The sequence below is a fragment of the Pseudomonas sp. D5(2026) genome, from assembly GCF_057766845.1.
The window spans coordinates 17,342-35,337 of the sequence record NZ_CM173421.1; the positions used below are offsets into that span (position 1 = coordinate 17,342).

Annotated in this window: 17 protein-coding genes; 7 read left to right on the plus strand and 10 right to left on the minus strand. The window is 62.5% G+C overall.

The features are described 5' to 3' along the window. Position 1: 1 nt before the first annotated feature. Positions 2 to 2,056, minus strand: coding sequence for a glycine--tRNA ligase subunit beta (glyS, locus tag AC3B5Q_RS00075; RefSeq protein ID WP_488392781.1), 2,055 nt, complete (start codon positions 2,054 to 2,056; stop codon positions 2 to 4). Further along, a complete protein-coding gene (gene glyQ, locus AC3B5Q_RS00080) occupies positions 2,053 to 3,000 on the minus strand; it encodes a glycine--tRNA ligase subunit alpha (protein ID WP_003253126.1) in 948 nt (315 codons plus the stop codon). The genes glyS and glyQ overlap by 4 nt, the downstream gene beginning before the upstream one ends. An 83-nt stretch (positions 3,001 to 3,083) precedes the next feature. On the opposite strand from glyQ, the gene AC3B5Q_RS00085 reads away from it, so the two are divergent. Beyond that, the gene (locus AC3B5Q_RS00085; protein WP_488392782.1) at positions 3,084 to 3,635 is read left to right on the plus strand and encodes a DNA-3-methyladenine glycosylase I; all 552 of its coding nucleotides are present in this window, start codon (positions 3,084 to 3,086) and stop codon (positions 3,633 to 3,635) included. A gap of 40 nt (positions 3,636 to 3,675) precedes the next feature. Beyond that, the gene (locus AC3B5Q_RS00090) at positions 3,676 to 4,563 is read left to right on the plus strand and encodes a lysophospholipid acyltransferase (protein WP_003253121.1); all 888 of its coding nucleotides are present in this window, start codon (positions 3,676 to 3,678) and stop codon (positions 4,561 to 4,563) included. A 96-nt stretch (positions 4,564 to 4,659) separates the two neighbouring features. On the opposite strand, the gene AC3B5Q_RS00095 is transcribed toward AC3B5Q_RS00090, so the two are convergent. Genes AC3B5Q_RS00095 through def form a run of 5 tightly spaced genes read right to left on the minus strand, consistent with a single transcriptional unit; the run spans position 4,660 to position 9,189 of the window. After that, complete coding sequence (locus AC3B5Q_RS00095) at positions 4,660 to 4,974, minus strand: tetratricopeptide repeat protein (RefSeq protein WP_014589214.1); 315 nt, start codon at positions 4,972 to 4,974, stop codon at positions 4,660 to 4,662. Positions 4,975 to 4,985: 11 nt separating this feature from the next. Continuing rightward, positions 4,986 to 6,359, minus strand: a complete 1,374-nt coding sequence (gene trkA, locus AC3B5Q_RS00100; protein ID WP_021784554.1) for a Trk system potassium transporter TrkA — start codon at positions 6,357 to 6,359, stop codon at positions 4,986 to 4,988. Positions 6,360 to 6,382: 23 nt separating this feature from the next. Next, the gene (rsmB, locus tag AC3B5Q_RS00105; protein ID WP_392522116.1) at positions 6,383 to 7,693 is read right to left on the minus strand and encodes a 16S rRNA (cytosine(967)-C(5))-methyltransferase RsmB; all 1,311 of its coding nucleotides are present in this window, start codon (positions 7,691 to 7,693) and stop codon (positions 6,383 to 6,385) included. Beyond that, positions 7,690 to 8,622, minus strand: coding sequence for a methionyl-tRNA formyltransferase (fmt, locus tag AC3B5Q_RS00110; protein WP_488392783.1), 933 nt, complete (start codon positions 8,620 to 8,622; stop codon positions 7,690 to 7,692). The genes rsmB and fmt overlap by 4 nt, the downstream gene beginning before the upstream one ends. Positions 8,623 to 8,682: 60 nt before the next feature. Continuing rightward, complete coding sequence (def, locus tag AC3B5Q_RS00115; RefSeq protein WP_003253111.1) at positions 8,683 to 9,189, minus strand: peptide deformylase; 507 nt, start codon at positions 9,187 to 9,189, stop codon at positions 8,683 to 8,685. A 206-nt stretch (positions 9,190 to 9,395) separates the two neighbouring features. Between def and dprA the strand changes: the two genes are divergently transcribed. The 3 genes from dprA to AC3B5Q_RS00130 all read left to right on the plus strand — a co-directional run bounded on the left by dprA (position 9,396) and on the right by AC3B5Q_RS00130 (position 12,325). Next, complete coding sequence (gene dprA, locus AC3B5Q_RS00120; RefSeq protein WP_084850788.1) at positions 9,396 to 10,493, plus strand: DNA-processing protein DprA; 1,098 nt, start codon at positions 9,396 to 9,398, stop codon at positions 10,491 to 10,493. A gap of 42 nt (positions 10,494 to 10,535) precedes the next feature. Next, positions 10,536 to 11,093 (plus strand): L-threonylcarbamoyladenylate synthase type 1 TsaC, encoded by a 558-nt coding sequence (gene tsaC / locus AC3B5Q_RS00125; protein ID WP_014859478.1) that lies wholly within the window; start codon positions 10,536 to 10,538, stop codon positions 11,091 to 11,093. A gap of 914 nt (positions 11,094 to 12,007) precedes the next feature. Beyond that, positions 12,008 to 12,325, plus strand: coding sequence for a hypothetical protein (locus AC3B5Q_RS00130; protein WP_021784558.1), 318 nt, complete (start codon positions 12,008 to 12,010; stop codon positions 12,323 to 12,325). Positions 12,326 to 12,452: 127 nt separating this feature from the next. Here AC3B5Q_RS00130 and AC3B5Q_RS00135 read toward each other — a convergent pair whose 3' ends face one another. Beyond that, positions 12,453 to 13,430: an NADPH:quinone reductase gene (locus AC3B5Q_RS00135; protein ID WP_021784559.1), complete on the minus strand. Its 978-nt coding sequence runs from the start codon at positions 13,428 to 13,430 to the stop codon at positions 12,453 to 12,455. Between the two features lie 134 nt (positions 13,431 to 13,564). On the opposite strand from AC3B5Q_RS00135, the gene hemF reads away from it, so the two are divergent. Continuing rightward, on the plus strand, positions 13,565 to 14,476 hold the full coding sequence (hemF, locus tag AC3B5Q_RS00140; RefSeq protein ID WP_014754944.1) for an oxygen-dependent coproporphyrinogen oxidase: 912 nt from the start codon (positions 13,565 to 13,567) through the stop codon (positions 14,474 to 14,476). Between the two features lie 25 nt (positions 14,477 to 14,501). Further along, positions 14,502 to 15,326 carry a shikimate dehydrogenase gene (gene aroE, locus AC3B5Q_RS00145; protein WP_021784560.1) on the plus strand — a complete coding sequence of 275 codons (825 nt, stop codon included), beginning with the start codon at positions 14,502 to 14,504 and terminating at the stop codon, positions 15,324 to 15,326. A 27-nt stretch (positions 15,327 to 15,353) separates the two neighbouring features. On the opposite strand, the gene AC3B5Q_RS00150 is transcribed toward aroE, so the two are convergent. Further along, the gene (locus AC3B5Q_RS00150) at positions 15,354 to 16,919 is read right to left on the minus strand and encodes a SulP family inorganic anion transporter (protein WP_028697694.1); all 1,566 of its coding nucleotides are present in this window, start codon (positions 16,917 to 16,919) and stop codon (positions 15,354 to 15,356) included. A 142-nt stretch (positions 16,920 to 17,061) separates the two neighbouring features. Beyond that, positions 17,062 to 17,985 carry a choline ABC transporter substrate-binding protein gene (gene choX / locus AC3B5Q_RS00155; protein WP_021784562.1) on the minus strand — a complete coding sequence of 308 codons (924 nt, stop codon included), beginning with the start codon at positions 17,983 to 17,985 and terminating at the stop codon, positions 17,062 to 17,064. Positions 17,986 to 17,996 lie beyond the last annotated feature (11 nt).

Here is a 17,996-nt window from a genome sequence, read left to right on the forward strand (position 1 = left end):
CTTACCCCAGCAGCGAAATGTCAGCCACGCCCAGGAACAGGCCGCGCAGGCGGCTGAGCAGGGCATAACGGTTGGCACGTACCTTGGCGTCTTCGGCGTTGACCATGACAGCCTCGAAGAAGGCATCGACCGGGTCACGCAGGGCCGCCAGGCGGGCCAGCGATTCGCTGTACTGACGTGCTGCAGCCATCGGTTGCACGGCCTGGTCGGCCTGCTGGATGGCCGAGTACAGGGAGAACTCGTTGGCATTGTCGAAGTACTTCGGCTCGACCTGCTCGGCGATGGCACCTTCGGCCTTGCTCAGCAGGTTCGACACGCGCTTGTTCACCGCAGCCAGGGCCTCGGCTTCCGGCAGTTTGCGGAACGCCTGCACGGCTTGTACGCGCTGGTCGAAGTCCAGGGCGGAGCCTGGCTGCAGTGCGCGTACCGACAGGTACGTGGCCACGTCGATGCCTTCGTCTTCGTAACGCGCGCGCAGGCGGTCGAAAATGAACTCCAGTACTTGCTCGGCCAGGCCGGGGGCCTTGACCTTGGCGCCGAACTGCTTGACCGCAAACTCGACTGCACCGGTCAGGTCCAGGTCCAGTTGCTTCTCGATCAGGATACGCAGCACGCCCAGAGCCGCACGGCGCAGGGCGTACGGGTCCTTGCTGCCGGTAGGCAGCATGCCGATGCCGAAGATACCCACCAGGGTGTCGAGCTTGTCGGCGATGGCCACGGCAGCACCGGTGAGGGTCTGCGGCAGCTCGGCGCCTGCACCGCGCGGCATGTACTGCTCGTTCAGGGCCAGGGCTACGTCTTCCGGCTCACCGTCGTTGAGCGCGTAGTAGTAACCTGCAACACCCTGCATTTCAGGGAATTCGCCGACCATCTCGGTGGCCAGGTCGCACTTCGACAGCAGGCCGGCACGGCCAGCGCGCTGGGCGTCGCCGCCGATCAGCGGGGCAACGAAGGCGGCCAGCCTGGAAACACGTTCGGCCTTGTCGTACACGGTGCCGAGCTGAGCCTGGAACACCACATTCTTGAGGCGCTCGTTGAAGGTTTCCAGTGGCTGCTTCTTGTCCTGCTTGAAGAAGAACTCGGCGTCGGTCAGGCGCGGGCGCACGACCTTTTCGTTGCCTTGCACGATCTGCTTCGGGTCGCGGCTTTCGATGTTGGCCACGGTAATGAAGCGCGGCAGCAGCTTGCCTTCGCTGTCCAGCAGGCAGAAGTACTTCTGGTTGTCCTGCATGGTGGTAATCAGGGCTTCCTGCGGCACCTCAAGGAAACGCTCTTCGAACGAGCACACCAGCGGCACTGGCCATTCGACCAGAGCAGTCACTTCGTCCAGCAGCGCCGGTGGCACGATGGCAGTGCCTTCCTGCTGCATGGCAAGCTCGGCGGTGCGCTTGCTGATCAGCTCGCGGCGCTCGGCGAAGTCGGCCAGCACGTACGCTTTACGCAGGTCTTCGACATAGTTGGCCGGTGTGGTGATGACCACGGCTTCCGGATGGTGGAAGCGGTGGCCACGGGATTCACGGCCGGCCTTCTGCGACAGAATGGTGCAGTCGACCACTTGGTCGCCCAGCAGCATTACCAGCCATTGGGTCGGGCGTACGAACTCTTCACGGCTGGTCGCCCAACGCATGCGCTTGGGGATCGGCAGGTCGTTCAGCGAATCTTCGACGATGGTCGGCAGCAGGTCAGTGGTGGCCTTGCCCGGGATGTGCTGGGAGAAGCGCAGCTTGGGGCCGCTCTGGTCGATTTCGGCCAGTTCAACACCGCACTTCTTGGCAAAGCCCAGCGCAGCCTGGGTCGGCTGGCCTTCGGCGTTGAAGGCTGCCTGCAGGGGCGGGCCGTCGATGTTGATGCTGCGGTCAGGCTGCTGCACGTCTAGCTGGCGAATCAGTACGGCCAGACGACGCGGCGCGGCGTACACCTGCTTGGCGGTGTAGTTCAGGCCAGCCGCCTGCAGGCCTTTTTCGATACCGGCCAGGAAAGCGTCGCCGAGGTTGGCGAGGGCCTTGGGTGGCAGCTCTTCGGTGCCCAGTTCTACCAGAAAATCTTGAGCACTCATTGTGCAGCCTCCAGCTTAGCCAACACTTCGTCACGCAGTTCAGGGGTGGCCATCGGGAAGCCCAGGCGTGCGCGGGCTTGCAGATAGCTTTGCGCCACGTCCCGGGCCAGGGTACGTACACGCAGGATGTAACGCTGGCGCTCGGTTACCGAGATGGCGCGGCGGGCGTCCAGCAGGTTGAAGGTGTGCGAGGCCTTCAGGACCATTTCATAGGTCGGCAGCGGCAGCTCCAGCTTGATCAGGCGGTTGGCTTCGCTTTCGTAGAAGTCGAACAGTTCGAACAGCTTGTCGACGTTGGCATGTTCAAAGTTGTAGGTCGACTGCTCCACCTCGTTCTGGTGGAACACGTCACCGTAGGTGACCTTGCCGAACGGGCCGTCGGCCCACACCAGGTCGTAAACCGAGTCGACGCCCTGGATGTACATGGCCAGGCGCTCCAGGCCGTAGGTGATTTCACCGGTGACCGGGTAGCACTCGATGCCGCCTACCTGCTGGAAGTAGGTGAACTGGGTGACTTCCATGCCGTTGAGCCAGATTTCCCAGCCCAGACCCCAGGCGCCGAGGGTCGGCGATTCCCAGTTGTCTTCGACGAAACGAATGTCGTGCACCAGCGGATCCAGGCCGATGGCTTTCAGCGAGCCGAGGTACAGCTCCTGGAAGTTGGCCGGGTTCGGTTTGAGCACCACCTGGAACTGGTAGTAGTGCTGCAGGCGGTTGGGGTTTTCGCCATACCGCCCGTCGGCAGGACGACGGCTAGGCTGCACATAGGCGGCGTTCCAGGTTTCTGGACCCACGGCGCGCAGGAATGTAGCGGTGTGGAAAGTGCCGGCGCCTACTTCCATATCGTAGGGCTGAAGTACCACACAACCTTGAGCTGCCCAGTAGTTCTGCAGGGCGAGGATCAGGTCTTGGAAGGTACGCACGGCTGGCGTAGGCTGGCTCACGAAATTCACCTGTATCTGGGGATGCGGATGTAAAGAGCGGGAGTATAACCTGATTCGCCTCGCCCTCTACTCATTGGAGCCTTATGCCACGCTGCTTTTGGTGTACCGACGATCCGTTGTACCAGGCCTACCACGACCAGGAATGGGGAATGCCACAGCGCGACCCGGCGTTGCTCTTCGAGATGCTTTTGCTCGAAGGGTTCCAGGCGGGGCTTTCGTGGATTACCGTTTTGCGCAAACGCGAGCGTTATCGCCAGGTGATGTACGGCTCCGACCCCTTAAAGCTGGCGGCCATGAGCGACGAACGTATCGAAGAATTGATGCAGGATGCAGGCATCATCCGCAATCGCCTCAAGCTCAAGGCTGCGCGGCGCAACGCCCAGGCCTGGCTGGCTGTGGATAACCCTGCCGAATGGCTGTGGTCGTTCGTCGGCGGCTCGCCGAAGATCAACCACTTCAAGGCTCGCGGCGACGTGCCGGCGGTTACCGATGAAGCCAAGGCAATGAGCAAGGCCCTGCAGAAAGCTGGCTTCACGTTCGTCGGTCCGACTATTTGCTACGGCTTCATGCAGGCCACCGGCATGGTCATGGACCACACCACCGACTGCGATCGCTACGCCGCCTTGTCGCGCTGAGGGTTACAATGCGCGCCTTGCTGAAATAAGGAATTCGCCTGTGGAAAAGTTCAAGGGCGCCCTGATGGTCGGGGTGCTGCGCCTGTTTGCCAAGCTGCCCTGGGGCGCTGTGCAGCGTGTCGGCGCCGGTATTGGCTGGCTGATGTGGAAAATCCCCAACAGTTCGCGCAACGTGGTACGGATCAACCTGGCCAAATGTTTCCCGGAGATGGACCCGGTTGCCCGTGAGCAACTGGTGGGCCAGGCGCTGCGGGATATCGGTAAATCCTTTGTCGAAAGTGCCTGTGCCTGGATATGGCCGCCACAGCGCTCGCTGGAGCTGGTCAAGGAAGTGCATGGCCTGGAAGTGCTGGAGCAGGCCCTGGCCTCGGGTAAAGGCGTGGTCGGCATCACCAGCCACCTGGGCAACTGGGAAGTGTTGAACCACTTCTACTGTAACCAGTGCAAACCGATCATCTTCTACCGCCCGCCGAAGTTGAAGGCGGTGGATGACCTGCTGCGCGAGCAGCGCGTGCAGATGGGTAATCGCGTGGCACCGTCGACCAAGGAAGGCATCCTCAGCGTGATCAAGGAAGTGCGCCGTGGTGGCCAGGTGGGTATTCCTGCCGACCCGGAGCCGGCGGAATCGGCGGGCGTGTTCGTGCCGTTCCTCGGCACCCAGGCGCTGACCAGCAAGTTCGTGCCGAACATGCTGGCCGGTGGCAAGGCGGTAGGCGTGTTCCTGCATGCGCTGCGGTTGCCTGATGGCTCGGGCTTCAAGGTGTTCCTCGAAGCTGCTCCGGAAGAGATGTACAGCACCGATGTGAACGTGTCGGCTGCGGCGATGAGCAAGGTGGTCGAGCGCTATGTGCGTGAGTACCCGAGCCAGTACATGTGGAGCATGAAGCGCTTTAAGAAGCGCCCGGCTGGCGAGCCGCGCTGGTATTAAGCCATTCACCGCCCCTGTAGGAGCGGGTTTACCCGCGAATGCGTCGGTGAATCCAACATCGCATTCGCGGGTAAACCCGCTCCTACAGGGGCCGCGTCAACCCGCTGCTTTGTTGAGCTTCTTCAGGAATACGGTCATCTCTTTTTCGGCCTGCTTGTCACCATGGGCCTGCGCCGCCACGATCCCGTCTTCCCACGCCTTGCGCGCCGCCGCCAGGTCGCCCTGCAACTGATAGGCCTTGCCCAGCAGCTTCCATGCTGCCGAGTATTTCGGATCCTGCTCTACACAGCGCGCCAGGTGCACCGCTGCTTCAGCGCCGTTGCCTTCATCCAGCCAGGCCTTGCCCAGGCCAAACCTCAGCAGCGGGTTATCCACACCTTTGGCCAGCATCTTCTCCAGCGACTCGCGCATGCCCTCTTCTCCTAGAAGAAACTCAAGCCGACGTGGAACAGCTTCTCCACATCGCGAATATGCTTTTTATCCACAACGAAGAGGATCACATGGTCCCCTGATTCGATCATGGTGTCGTCATGGGCAATCATCACCTCTTCATCACGGATGATCGCACCAATCGTGGTGCCCGGTGGCAGCGTAATGTCCTCGATTGCCTTGCCGACCACCTTGCTCGACTTCGAGTCCCCGTGTGCCACCGCCTCGATAGCCTCGGCTGCACCACGGCGCAGCGAGTGCACACTGACGATGTCGCCGCGACGGACGTGCGCCAGCAGGGTGCCGATGGTGGCGAGCTGCGGGCTGATAGCAATGTCGATTTCGCCGCCCTGCACCAGGTCGACATAAGCCGGGTTGTTGATGATGGTCATCACCTTGCCTGCGCCCAGGCGCTTGGCCAGCAGCGACGACATGATGTTGGCTTCGTCATCGTTGGTCAGGGCCAGGAAAATATCGGCGTCGGCGATGTTCTCTTCGAGCATCAGGTCTTTGTCCGAGGCGCTGCCTTGCAGGACTACAGTGCTTTCGAGGGTATCGGAGAGGTGGCGACAACGCGCCGGGCTCATCTCGATGATCTTCACCTGATATCGGCTTTCGATGGCTTCCGCCAGGCGCTCGCCAATCTGCCCGCCGCCGGCGATGACAATGCGTTTATTGGTCTCGTCAATGCGGCGCAGTTCGCCCATCACCGCGCGGATATCCTTCTTCGCGGCAATGAAGAACACCTCGTCGTCGGCTTCGATCACCGTGTCGCCACGCGGGGTGATCGGCCGGTCGCGGCGGAAGATGGCTGCCACGCGGGTGTCGACGTTGGGCATGTGCGCACGGATCTGGCGCAATTGCTGGCCGACCAGCGGGCCGCCATAGTAGGCCTTCACTGCCACGAGCTGGGCCTTGCCTTCGGCGAAGTCGATCACCTGCAGCGAGCCTGGGTGTTCGATCAGGCGCTTGATGTAATTGGTCACCACCTGCTCGGGGCTGATCAGAACGTCGACCGGGATATGGTCGTTATCGAACAGCTCTTCGCGGGTCAGGTAGGACGATTCGCGCACCCGTGCAATCTTGGTCGGGGTATGGAACAGCGAATAGGCCACCTGGCAGGCAACCATGTTGGTCTCGTCACTGTTGGTTACCGCCACCAGCATGTCGGCGTCGTCGGCACCGGCCTGGCGCAGCACCGTCGGCAGTGAGCCGCGGCCCTGGACAGTGCGGATGTCCAGGCGGTCGCCGAGGTCGCGCAGGCGGTCGCCGTCGGTGTCGACCACGGTAATGTCGTTGGCTTCGCTGGCCAGGTGTTCAGCCAGCGTACCGCCTACCTGCCCTGCGCCGAGGATGATGATCTTCATGCGCTACTCCCTATCCTTTGTTCTTATCCGCGCGAGGCGGCGATCTTGATCAGCTTGGCATAGTAGAAACCGTCGTGGCCGCCTTCCTGGGCCAGCAACTGACGGCCGTGGGGCTGGCGCAGGCCGGCTTCGGTCGCCAGGTCCAGCTCGCGGGCGCCCGGGGTGCGCGCGAGGAAGGCTTTGATCACTTCAGTGTTCTCGGTCGGCAAGGTGGAGCAGGTGGCGTATAGCAGCATGCCGCCCACTTCCAAGGTCGGCCACAGGGCATCGAGCAGCTCGCCTTGCAGCGTGGCCAAAGCCGGGATGTCGTCGGCTTGGCGGGCCAGTTTGATGTCCGGGTGGCGGCGAATTACGCCGGTGGCCGAGCACGGCGCGTCGAGCAGAATGCGCTGGAATGGCTTGCCGTCCCACCAGCTGGCAGTGTCGCGGGCATCGCAGGCGATCAGCTCGGCGTCCAGCTGCAGGCGGTCGAGGTTTTCTCGCACGCGGGTCAGCCGCTTGGCTTCGAGATCGATGGCCACCATGTGCGCCAGGCCAGCCTCGGCCTCCAGCAGGTGGCAGGTCTTGCCGCCCGGTGCGCAGCAAGCATCGAGCACGCGTTGGCCGGGGGCCAGTTCCAGCAGGTCGGCAGATAGCTGCGCAGCTTCGTCCTGCACGCTCACCCAGCCTTCGGCGAAGCCTGGCAGGCCGCGCACGTCGCAGGCTTCGGCCAGCACGATGCCATCCCGGCTGTACTGGCATGCGCTGGCGCCAATGCCGGCTTCGGCCAGCAGTGCCAGGTAGGCATCGCGGGTATGGTGACGGCGATTGACCCGCAGAATCATCGGCGGGTGGGCATTGTTGGCGGCGCAGATGGCTTCCCACTGCTCTGGCCAGAAGGCTTTCAGCGCTTTTTGCAGCCAGCGCGGGTGCGCGGTACGCACCACCGGGTCGCGCTCCATGCCGGCGAGCAGCTCCTCGCCTTCGCGCTGTGCTCGGCGCAGTACGGCATTGAGCAGGCCCTTGGCCCACGGCTTCTTCAGTTTGTCGGCACAGCCCACGGTCTCGCCGATGGCGGCATGGGCCGGAATGCGTGTGTAGAACAGCTGGTACAGGCCGACCAGCAGCAGTGCCTGAACATCGGCATCGGCTGCTTTGAACGGTTTTTGCAGCAGCTGTGCGGCCAACAGGTCAAGGCGTGGCTGCCAGCGTGCGGTGCCGAACGCCAGGTCCTGGGTCAGGCCGCGGTCGCGTTCATCTACCTTGTCCAGTTGCGCGGGCAGCGAGCTGTTCAGCGAAGCCTTGCCGCTGAGCACAGCAGCAAGCGCACGGGCGGCGGCGAGGCGTGGGTTCATTGGCCCAGCACCTTGCCGGCGGCGAACTTCTCGCGGCGGCTGTTGAACAGGTCACTGAAGCTCAATGCCTTGCCACCAGGCAGTTGCAGGCGGGTCAGGCTCAGGGCTTGGTCACCGCACGCAACTAGGAGGCCGTCCTTGCTGGCGGAAAGTATCTCGCCCGGGGCGCCTTGGCCTGTGGACAGGTTGGCGGCCAGCACCTTGACGCTTTCACCATCCAGGGTGCTGTGGCACACCGGCCATGGGTTGAAGGCACGGATCAGGCGTTCCAGTTCGACCGCCGGGCGGGTCCAGTCGATACGCGCTTCGTCCTTGTTCAGTTTGTGCGCGTAGGTGGCCAGGGCATCATCCTGTACTTCACCTTGCAGCGAACCGTCTGCCAGGCCGGCGATGGCCTGAACGACTGCGGGCGGGCCCATTTCGGCCAGGCGATCGTGCAAGGTGCCGCCGGTATCCTCGGCGCTGATCGGGGTGACTACCTTGAGCAGCATCGGGCCGGTGTCCAGGCCAGCTTCCATGCGCATTACGGTCACGCCGCTTTCGGCGTCGCCGGCTTCCACGGCACGCTGGATCGGCGCCGCACCGCGCCAGCGTGGCAGCAGGGAGGCGTGGCTGTTGATGCAGCCCAGGCGCGGGATATCCAGCACCACCTGCGGCAGGATCAGGCCGTAGGCGACCACTACCATCAGGTCGGGTTTCAGTGCGGCCAGTTCGGCCTGCGCATCGGCGTCGCGCAGGGTCTGCGGCTGGAACACCGGGATGTCATGGGCCACTGCCAGTGCCTTGACCGCACTTGGCATCAGCTTCTGTCCACGACCGGCGGGGCGGTCGGGCTGGGTGTAGACGGCCACGATCTCGTAGGGGCTGTCGAGCAGGGCCTTGAGGTGTTCGGCGGCAAACTCTGGAGTGCCTGCAAAGACGATGCGCATGGAGTTCTCGCTTCAAAAAAGAAAAAGGCTTGCCGGAGCAAGCCTTCAGGAAGGTAGGGATCAGGCTTGCTGGCGATGCTGCTTTTCCAGCTTCTTCTTGATCCGGTCGCGCTTGAGCTGCGACAGGTAGTCGACGAACAGCTTGCCGTTGAGGTGGTCGAATTCGTGCTGTACGCACACCGCCAGCAGGCCTTCGCATTCCAGTTCGAACGGCTTGCCGTCGCGGTCCTGGGCCTTGACCCGGACACGCAGCGGGCGGTCGACGTTTTCGTAGAAGCCCGGTACCGACAGGCAGCCCTCCTGGTACTGGCCCATGTCATGGGTCAGCTCTTCGACCGACGGGTTGATGAAGACGCGCGGTTCGCTGCGGTCTTCGCTGAGGTCCATGACCACAACCTGCTTGTGCACGTTCACCTGGGTAGCGGCCAGGCCGATGCCAGGGGCTTCGTACATGGTTTCAAACATGTCGTCGATCAGCTGACGCAGGGCGTCGTCGAACTCCGTCACCGGTTTGGCGAGGGTGCGCAGGCGCGGGTCCGGGAATTCGAGAATGTTCAAGATGGCCATAAGGTCAGGCAGTCACTGTGCGTTCGGTTGAAAACTGAGCACACATAATAAAGGGAAACGGGGATTTCGGCACCTGGCAAGCTCGTCTAGGGTGACTATGGGCTTGATAGCCCCCAGTCAATGGACAGCTTTTCAAAGTGTTACTCACAGAGTTATCCACAGCTTGTACCACGTAAATGGCCCTGTTTCGATCAAGGATGATCTCAATGCCCAGTCACCATTCGTCGCCCTGCCCGCCTGCCGAACTGGAGGCACGCTTACGCCTGCATCGCCTCCCCGAGGCTGGATTGCGGCGCTTTCGAACGTTGCTCGAAGCCTTCGGCAGTGCCTCCTCTGCGCTCAGTGCTCCCGCTTCGGCCTGGCGAGCGTTGGGCATCCCCCAAGCTACCATCGATGCCCGGCGCAGTGCCGAGGTGCGCGATGGCGCACTGGCCGCAATGGCTTGGCTGGAGCGCCCTGGCCAGCATTTGCTGATGTGGGACGGCCCAGACTACCCAGCCTTGCTGGCAGAAATCGACGATGCCCCGCCGCTGCTTTTTGTCGCTGGCGAACCTGCCTTGCTCGATCGTCCTCAGCTGGCGATCGTGGGCAGCAGACGTGCCACACCCCCGGCGCTCGACACCGCCCGGGCATTTTCCCGCTACCTCGCGCAGGCTGGTTTCACCATTACCAGCGGGCTGGCGGTAGGTGTCGACGGTGCCGCTCATCGGGCCGCGTTGCAGGCTGGCGGCGGCACGATTGCCGTGCTCGGTACGGGGTTGCAAAAACTTTATCCACAGCGGCATCGGGACCTTGCGCAGGCGATGATCGACAATGGCAGTGCGCTGGTTTCCGAGTATCCCCTGGATGCCGGGCCGCTGCCCGGCAACTTCCCACGGCGCAACCGCATCATCAGTGGGCTGTCGCTCGGTGTGCTGGTGGTCGAGGCGAGCCTCGCCAGCGGCTCGCTGATCACGGCGCGTCTGGCGGCGGAACAAGGCCGCGAGGTGTACGCCATTCCGGGCTCCATTCATCACCCGGGGGCCAAGGGGTGTCACCAGCTGATTCGTGATGGGGCGCTGCTGGTGGAAACTGTGGAGCAGATCCTGGAAAGCTTGCAGGGTTGGCAGAACCTGCCGCCTGCGGTTGTGGACAGATTTGACCATCCCCTGCTTGCCCTGCTGCATGCCGCACCCCAGACCAGTGAAAGCCTGGCCCACTGTAGCGAGCTGCCATTGGCCGACGTGCTGGCGCAGTTGACCGAGCTGGAGCTGGAAGGCCGGGTCAGCAATGAAGCCGGGCGTTGGTTTGCCCGCGCGGGCTAAGTACACTGCTCACATGCAAGGTATATAGGCGGAGAAACAGCAATGGTGAGCAGTTTTCGTGTGCAACAAGCCGCACGTGAGATCCGGGCGGGCGCGGTGATCGCCTACCCGACGGAAGCGGTCTGGGGCCTGGGCTGCGACCCATGGAACGAGGATGCGGTGTATCGCCTGCTGGCGCTGAAGTCGCGTCCTGTGGATAAAGGGCTGATTCTGATCGCTGACAATATCCGTCAGTTCGACTTCCTGTTCGAGGACTTCCCCGAAGACTGGATCGACCGCATGAGCAGCACCTGGCCGGGGCCGAACACCTGGCTGGTGCCGCACCAGGACCTGTTGCCCGAATGGGTGACCGGGCAGCATGACACGGTGGCGCTGCGGGTCAGTGATCACCCGGTGGTGCGTGAGCTGTGCGCGCTGGTGGGGCCGTTGATTTCCACCTCGTGCAACCCTGGCGGGCGCCCGGCGGCGAAGACCCGGTTGCGGGTTGAGCAGTACTTCCATGGCCAGTTGGACCTGGTGCTGGGTGGCGCTCTGGGCGGGCGGAAGAACCCGAGTGTGATTCGCAACCTGGCAACCGGCGAAGTTGTTCGGCCGGGCTGACATCTTTCCACAAGCCTTCTGCAGATTTTTCTGATTTGTCTCGGTTGGCGGGCGATTGTGTGAGGGCTGACGGGTGCCTGCCTTGAAGCTCTCTTCGCCTATGAGATCGAGCGCCGCCCGCGCGGCGCATCGCGAGCTGCGCTCGCTCCTACGTTTGTTTTTGGCCAGGAACGCCTGTTACAGGCGCGCGCGACCGCCTTGTTTTTACGATGCGATCTTGAGCCATACGCCAAAGCGTTCGCGCGCAAATGGCACAGAAATAATTGGCCCGAAACAAACGTAGGAGCGAGCGCAGCTCGAGATGCGCCGCGCGGGCGGCGCTCGATCTGCGCGACACCACAGAAACCAAGGCGAGCGCCTGGTTGCCGTTACGCGGTCTGCGTGCGCCAAATCGATTGAGGGGGTGGCCTAGGCCCTATCGCCCGAAAAAACAAAGGCCGCATAAGCGGCCCAAATGGTAAGGATGTACTCACCCGGATAACTTGAGTTCAGCCGACGCACCAGTACAACCTGAAGCAGAAACGCTTCGCTTCCAAACCAGCATGGTCAAGGCAGTGCCCTTTCTATCGCGTGCTGTGCATGCGCCTCCTGTTGCCATTTGCGTGATCAGGGTTTTCTGATTTTTGCCAAAATGGCTGTCCAGCTGGGCACTTCGGAAATATCCTACGAACCGCGTCTCCTTCCATCACCTTCTAAGTGGGAACCTCTGCCTCTAGGCTCTATCCGTCGCCGAATAACTTGGCGATCGGGTGTGGTAGCCCGGATGCATTTTTTCCATGACAGTCTATGGTGGCTGTGCGTGGGAGGCTTTCGAGCCTGCCTGGATTGGAAAATGCCCGGGTCTACCACCTCGCGTACAGTCGCCACCCATTCACGTGGTAGTGAAGGTTGGCGGCCTTGAGGAGCATTTTCCAATGATGAAGAAAATAGTCCCCGATCCACCCCTACCCTGCACCTCCACCCGCCCCTTCGGCCGCTGCGATGCCGGCCACGATCCACTCTTCACCGTCAACCCAAACATTTCTGCCGAGGACGCTCTGGTCCACGTAGCCCTGTACCTGCGCAGCGCTTACGAAACCGGCTACAAAGCTTTGGACTACATGCGTGAAGAAGGCCGTGGCATGTTCTGGTCGAACCTGCATGCGATTGAAATGGCAGAGGGTGTGATCGAGGCGATACTCGATGGCATCGAGTCGACTCCATTGCCGTCACGCCCAGCCTCCAAGGCATAGCGCTGCTATCGAGGCCGACTCAGTACCTGTGGGAGCGGGCTTGCCCGCGAACACCGGCAAAGCCGGTGCCATCCATCGCGGTGGCTTCTTCGCGGGTAAACCCGCTCCTACAGGGAATGTGCGTGGCTCAGGGGATTAGTACAGTCGATCCTACAGTCCGCCGCGCCGACAGCTCTGCCTGCGCCTTGGCCGCCTCGCTCAGTGGATACCGCTGCTGGATATCCACAACCAGCTTCCCGCTCGCAATCATCGCAAACAGGTCATCGGCCATGGCCTGGGTGTTCTCGGCATTGTTGGCATAGCTCGCCAAGGTCGGCCGGGTGACATACAGCGAGCCCTTCTGCGCCAGAATCCCCAGGTTCACCCCGCTCACCGCACCGGAAGCGTTGCCAAAGCTCACCATCAACCCGCGTGGCTGCAGGCAGTCCAGCGAGGTCAGCCAGGTGTCGGCACCCACGCCGTCATACACCACCGGACATTTCTTGCCGTCGGTCAGCTCCAGTACGCGCTTGGCCACATCTTCACGGCTGTAGTCGATGGTCGCCCAAGCCCCCAGCGCCTTGGCCCGCTCGGCCTTCTCGGCAGAGCTCACGGTGCCGATCAGCTTGGCGCCCAGGGCCTTGGCCCATTGGCAAGCCAGCGACCCTACACCACCGGCTGCGGCATGGAACAGGATCACATCACCCGCCTTCACCTCATAGGTCTGCTTCAGCAGGTACTGTACGGTCAAACCCTTGAGCATCACCGCTGCCGCCTGCTCGAAGCTGATGGTGTCCGGCAGCTTGACCAGGTTGGCTTCCGGTAGCGTATGCACCTCGCTGTAGGCGCCCAGCGGGCCGCCGGCATGTGCCACACGGTCTCCTACCTTCAGCCGGGACACGCCTTGGCCCACGGCCTCAACCACACCTGCCGCTTCTGTACCCAGCCCAGAAGGCAGGGACGGCGGTGCATACAGCCCGCTTCGGAAGTAGGTATCGATGAAGTTCAGGCCGATCGCATGGTTACGCACACGCACCTGCTGTGGCCCGGGCGGGGTGGGTTCGAATTCCACAAACTGCAGCACTTCCGGGCCACCATGCTGGCTGAACTGGATACGCTTGGCCATCTCGCACTCCTGTAGTCGGGATCGGGAAAGGCCTTCTATCGGACGCCTTTGCTTGGTCGTCGTCAACTGCGGCGCGCGCGCTGGCGGTGGTATGCTACGCGGCGAATTCTTCCCTGCCCGTTCCTGGTGACCCGATGACTAGCCGCACCGAGGCCGTGAAAGCCTACCTGCTCGACCTGCAAGACCGTATCTGCTCTGCCCTCGAAACAGAAGACGGCGGTGCCCGCTTCGTCGAGGACGCCTGGGTGCGCGAAGCCGGTGGCGGGGGCCGCACGCGGGTTATCGGTGATGGCAAAGTGATCGAAAAAGGCGGGGTCAACTTCTCCCATGTGTTTGGTGCCGGCCTGCCGCCGTCGGCCAGTGCCCACCGCCCCGAACTGGCAGGCCGTGGTTTCGAAGCCTTGGGCGTGTCGCTGGTGATACACCCGCACAACCCGCATGTGCCCACTTCCCACGCCAACGTTCGCTTCTTCATTGCCGAAAAGGAAGGTGAAGAGGCCGTATGGTGGTTCGGCGGCGGCTTTGACCTGACGCCATACTATGGCAACGAAGAAGACTGCATTCACTGGCACCGAGTGGCCGAGCAGGCCTGCGCGCCGTTTGGCGCCGACGTGTACCCACGCTACAAGGCCTGGTGCGATCGCTACTTCCACCTCAAGCACCGTGGCGAGCCACGGGGTATCGGCGGCTTGTTCTTCGATGACCTGAACGAGTGGGACTTCGACACTTGCTTCGCCTTCATCCGTGCCATTGGCGATGCCTACATCAACGCCTACCTGCCGATCGTCCAGCGCCGCAAAGACACGCCTTACACCCCGCAACAGCGCGAGTTCCAGGAATACCGCCGCGGCCGCTACGTGGAGTTCAATCTGGTCTACGACCGTGGCACCCTGTTCGGCCTGCAATCCGGTGGCCGCACCGAATCCATCCTCATGTCGCTGCCACCGCAGGTGCGTTGGGGCTATGACTGGAAGGCCGCGCCCGGCAGTGAAGAGGCACGCCTGACAGAGTACTTCCTGCAGGACCGCGACTGGCTCGGCCAGTAAGCCTGTGGATAAACAAGGAGCCGTCATGGACCAGTACGTCGTTTTTGGTAACCCCATCGGCCACAGCAAGTCGCCGCTGATCCACCGCCTGTTCGCCGAGCAGACCGGTCAGGACCTGGAATATGCCACTCTGCTGGCGCCGCTGGACGAGTTCAGCGACTGCGCGCGCGGCTTCTTCAAGCAAGGCAGTGGCGGCAACGTCACCGTGCCGTTCAAGGAAGAGGCTTACCGCCTGTGCGACAGCCTGACCCCGCGTGCCCGGCGCGCTGGCGCAGTGAACACGCTGAGCAAACTGGCTGATGGCACCCTGCAGGGCGACAACACCGATGGCGCTGGCCTGGTGCGCGACCTGACGGTGAATGCCGGGGTCGAGCTGGCGGGCAAGCGCATTCTCATCCTCGGTGCCGGTGGCGCCGTGCGCGGCGTGCTGGAGCCTATTCTGGCGCACAAGCCGCAGTCGCTGGTGATTGCCAACCGTACCGTGGAAAAGGCCGAGCAGCTGGCGCGTGAGTTCGATGAACTGGGGCCGGTGGTGGCCAGCGGGTTTGCCTGGTTGCAGGAACCTGTGGATGTGATCATCAACGCCACCTCGGCGAGCTTGGCCGGGGAAATGCCACCGATTGCCGACAGCCTGGTCGAGGCGGGTCGTACGGTTTGCTACGACATGATGTATGGCAAGGAGCCAACGCCGTTTTGCCAGTGGGCTACCAAGCTGGGGGCTGCCAAGGTACTGGATGGGTTGGGGATGCTGGCTGAACAGGCGGCTGAAGCCTTCTTTATCTGGCGTGGCGTGAGGCCCGATACGGCGCCGGTATTGGCCGAACTGCGTCGGCAACTTGCCAGGGGCTGAGATTGCAGGGCCGCTTTGCGGCCCCAATCAATCCTCAAACCGGATCGGGCACAACTCCACCCCTTCCAGCTTCTGCAATTCCTCGATCACCTGCGGCCTGGCCCGGTGCAAGGTCAAACTCCCCCCCAATCGCCGCAACCGCCGCGCCTCGCGGTGCAACATGTCCACACCCGAGTAATCGATGAAATTCACCTGCCGGGCATCGATCACTACATGCGGCCCTTGGCAGCGCTGCAAGCGCACCTGCAGGTAATGCGCCGCACCAAAGAAAATCGACCCACCTACCCGCAGTACATCCGCATCCCCTTCACGGCTTTGTTGGATCCGTGGTCGTGAGGTGCGCTTCAAATAGAAGAACAGCGAAGCCAGCACCCCGGCATAGATGGCTGTCTGCAGCTCCAGCAGCAATGTCGCTGCAGCTGTCAGCGCCATCACCAGAAACTCCGAGCGGCTGACCCGGAACAATGCACGGATCCCTCGGTGGTCCACCAACCCCCAGCAGATCAGCAAAATGCTGCCGGCCATGGCTGGTATCGGCAGGTGCGCGATCAGGCCGGCGCCGGTCACGGCGAATAATGCCACCCACAGCGCCGAAAACACCCCGGCCATGGGCGAGCGGGCGCCCGCCTCGTAGCTCAGGCCCGAGCGGGTGAAGGAGCCGGCAGACAGGTAACCAGAGAAAAATGCACCGGCAATGTTCGACAGGCCCTGTGCGCGTATTTCCTGGTCCGGGTCGATCAGTTGTTCTGAACGTGCCGACAACGAACGGGCAATCGACAGGCTGGTGACCAACCCCAGCATGCCTACCGCCACGGCGCTGGGCAGCAGACGCAACATGAGCTCCACGTCCAGCAAAGGCAGCGGGCTGAAAGGCGGGAGTTGCCCGGTGAACGCTGCCACCCGCGGCACATGGCCAAAGAAGCCCGGCATCAGCCACGCCAGCAAGCTGACCAGGATCAGGCTTATCAACAAGCTCGGCCAGCGTGGGCGCCAGAGTTTGAAGGCCACACCGATCACTATGGTGGCCAGGCCCAGCAGCAAGGAAGGCAGGTCGACCTCGCCTGCGTGGCTGGCCAGGTCTTGCACGGTCTTCAGCGCGGTGGACTGGCTGGGCAGGGCCATGCCCAGCAGGTTGGGCAGTTGGCCCAAGGCAATGACGATGGCGGCACCCAGCGTGAAACCGAGCACCACGGAATGGGAGACGAAATTGACCAGCGCGCCGAAGCGCAACAGCCCGAGCAGCAGCTGGAAAATGCCGCCAAGAAAGGTCAGCAGCAACACCAGCGTGATGTAGTCAGCGCTACCGGCCACGGCCAGCGGGCTGATGCTGGCGTAGAGCACGATGGAAATGGCGGCGGTCGGGCCGCAGATCAGGTACCAGGAAGAGCCCCACAAGCAGGCGATCAGTACCGGCACGATGGCAGCGTAAAGCCCATATTCGGCGGGCAGGCCGGCGATCAGGGCGTAGGCGATGGATTGCGGCAGGGCGAGGATGGCGCCGCTCAGGCCTACCAGCAGGTCCTGGCGCAGGCTGCGGCCCGATTGGCGGGGAAGCCAGCTGAGGAAGGGCAGCAGTAAAGAGAGGCGATGCATGGGTTATCCACAATCCTTAAGGGGTCGCCAAGCCCTGTGGGAGCGGGCATGCCCGCGAAAAAGCCAACGCGTTGCTTGGCACCGGCTTTGCCGGTGTTCGCGGGCGCGCCCGCTCCCACAGGGTTGGTGTGTCTTTGTGAGATTACAGTTTGGCTTTGACGGCCTCCAGGGCATCCCCATCGGCCTTGGTGGTAACCCCGGCCAACCACCCATCCAACCGTTCAGGATGCGCTTTCACCCAGGCCTTGGCCGCTTCATCGAAGCTGATCTTCTTGTCCACAACCTCTGCCATGATGCTGTTTTCCATGTCCAGTGTGAACTTGAGGTTACCTAGCAGCTTCGCCGCATTGGGGCAGGCTTGTGGATAACCCTTGCGGGTCAGCGTGTATACCTCGCCCTTGCTGCCGAACCACTTTTCCCCACCGGTCAGGTAATGCATTTTCAGTTTCACGTTCATCGGGTGCGGGGTCCAGCCAAGGAAGGTGATGAATTGCTGCTTCTTCACCGCCCGGTCGACCTGAGCCAGCATCGCCTGCTCGCTGGACTCCACCAGCTTCCACTGGCCGAGGTTGAATTCATTCTTGTCGATGATTTTCTTGAGCGACAGGTTGGCCGGGGCGCCGGAGCCGATTCCGTACAGCTTTTTGTCGAACTGCCCGGCGTGTTTTTGCAGGTCAGCGAAGTCCTTCACCCCGGCATTCCATACATAGTCGGGCACTGCGAGGGTGAACTCGGTTCCCTCCAGGTTGCGCGACAGCTGCTGCACATCGCCGTTGGCGATGAACTTGTCATGGAAACCTTGATGTGCGGGCATCCAGTTGCCGAGGAAGGCGTCGACCTGGCCGTCCTTGAGGCCGCCATAGATGATCGGTACGGCCAGGCTGTCGATCTTCACCTGGTAACCCAGGCTTTCCAGTAACAGGCGTGCCACGGCATTGGTCGAGGCAATATCACTCCAGCCGGGGTCGGCCATTTTCACGGTACTGCATTGCGCGTCGCTGTCTGCGGCGTGGGCCGTGGTGGCGCTCAGGGCCAGGGCGAACACGGCGGCGGAGAACTTGTGCATGGCGGCCTCTC

Coding starts and splice junctions, on each gene's coding strand:
- def (WP_003253111.1), bottom strand. CDS start 9,189: ATGGCCATCTTGAACATTCTCGAATTCCCGGACCCGCGCCTGCGCACC.
- hemF (WP_014754944.1), top strand. CDS start 13,565: ATGACTAGCCGCACCGAGGCCGTGAAAGCCTACCTGCTCGACCTGCAA.
- rsmB (WP_392522116.1), bottom strand. CDS start 7,693: ATGAACCCACGCCTCGCCGCCGCCCGTGCGCTTGCTGCTGTGCTCAGC.
- fmt (WP_488392783.1), bottom strand. CDS start 8,622: ATGCGCATCGTCTTTGCAGGCACTCCAGAGTTTGCCGCCGAACACCTC.
- AC3B5Q_RS00095 (WP_014589214.1), bottom strand. CDS start 4,974: ATGCGCGAGTCGCTGGAGAAGATGCTGGCCAAAGGTGTGGATAACCCG.
- dprA (WP_084850788.1), top strand. CDS start 9,396: ATGCCCAGTCACCATTCGTCGCCCTGCCCGCCTGCCGAACTGGAGGCA.
- AC3B5Q_RS00135 (WP_021784559.1), bottom strand. CDS start 13,430: ATGGCCAAGCGTATCCAGTTCAGCCAGCATGGTGGCCCGGAAGTGCTG.
- AC3B5Q_RS00150 (WP_028697694.1), bottom strand. CDS start 16,919: ATGCATCGCCTCTCTTTACTGCTGCCCTTCCTCAGCTGGCTTCCCCGC.
- choX (WP_021784562.1), bottom strand. CDS start 17,985: ATGCACAAGTTCTCCGCCGCCGTGTTCGCCCTGGCCCTGAGCGCCACC.
- tsaC (WP_014859478.1), top strand. CDS start 10,536: ATGGTGAGCAGTTTTCGTGTGCAACAAGCCGCACGTGAGATCCGGGCG.
- aroE (WP_021784560.1), top strand. CDS start 14,502: ATGGACCAGTACGTCGTTTTTGGTAACCCCATCGGCCACAGCAAGTCG.
- AC3B5Q_RS00130 (WP_021784558.1), top strand. CDS start 12,008: ATGATGAAGAAAATAGTCCCCGATCCACCCCTACCCTGCACCTCCACC.
- trkA (WP_021784554.1), bottom strand. CDS start 6,359: ATGAAGATCATCATCCTCGGCGCAGGGCAGGTAGGCGGTACGCTGGCT.
- AC3B5Q_RS00085 (WP_488392782.1), top strand. CDS start 3,084: ATGCCACGCTGCTTTTGGTGTACCGACGATCCGTTGTACCAGGCCTAC.
- glyS (WP_488392781.1), bottom strand. CDS start 2,056: ATGAGTGCTCAAGATTTTCTGGTAGAACTGGGCACCGAAGAGCTGCCA.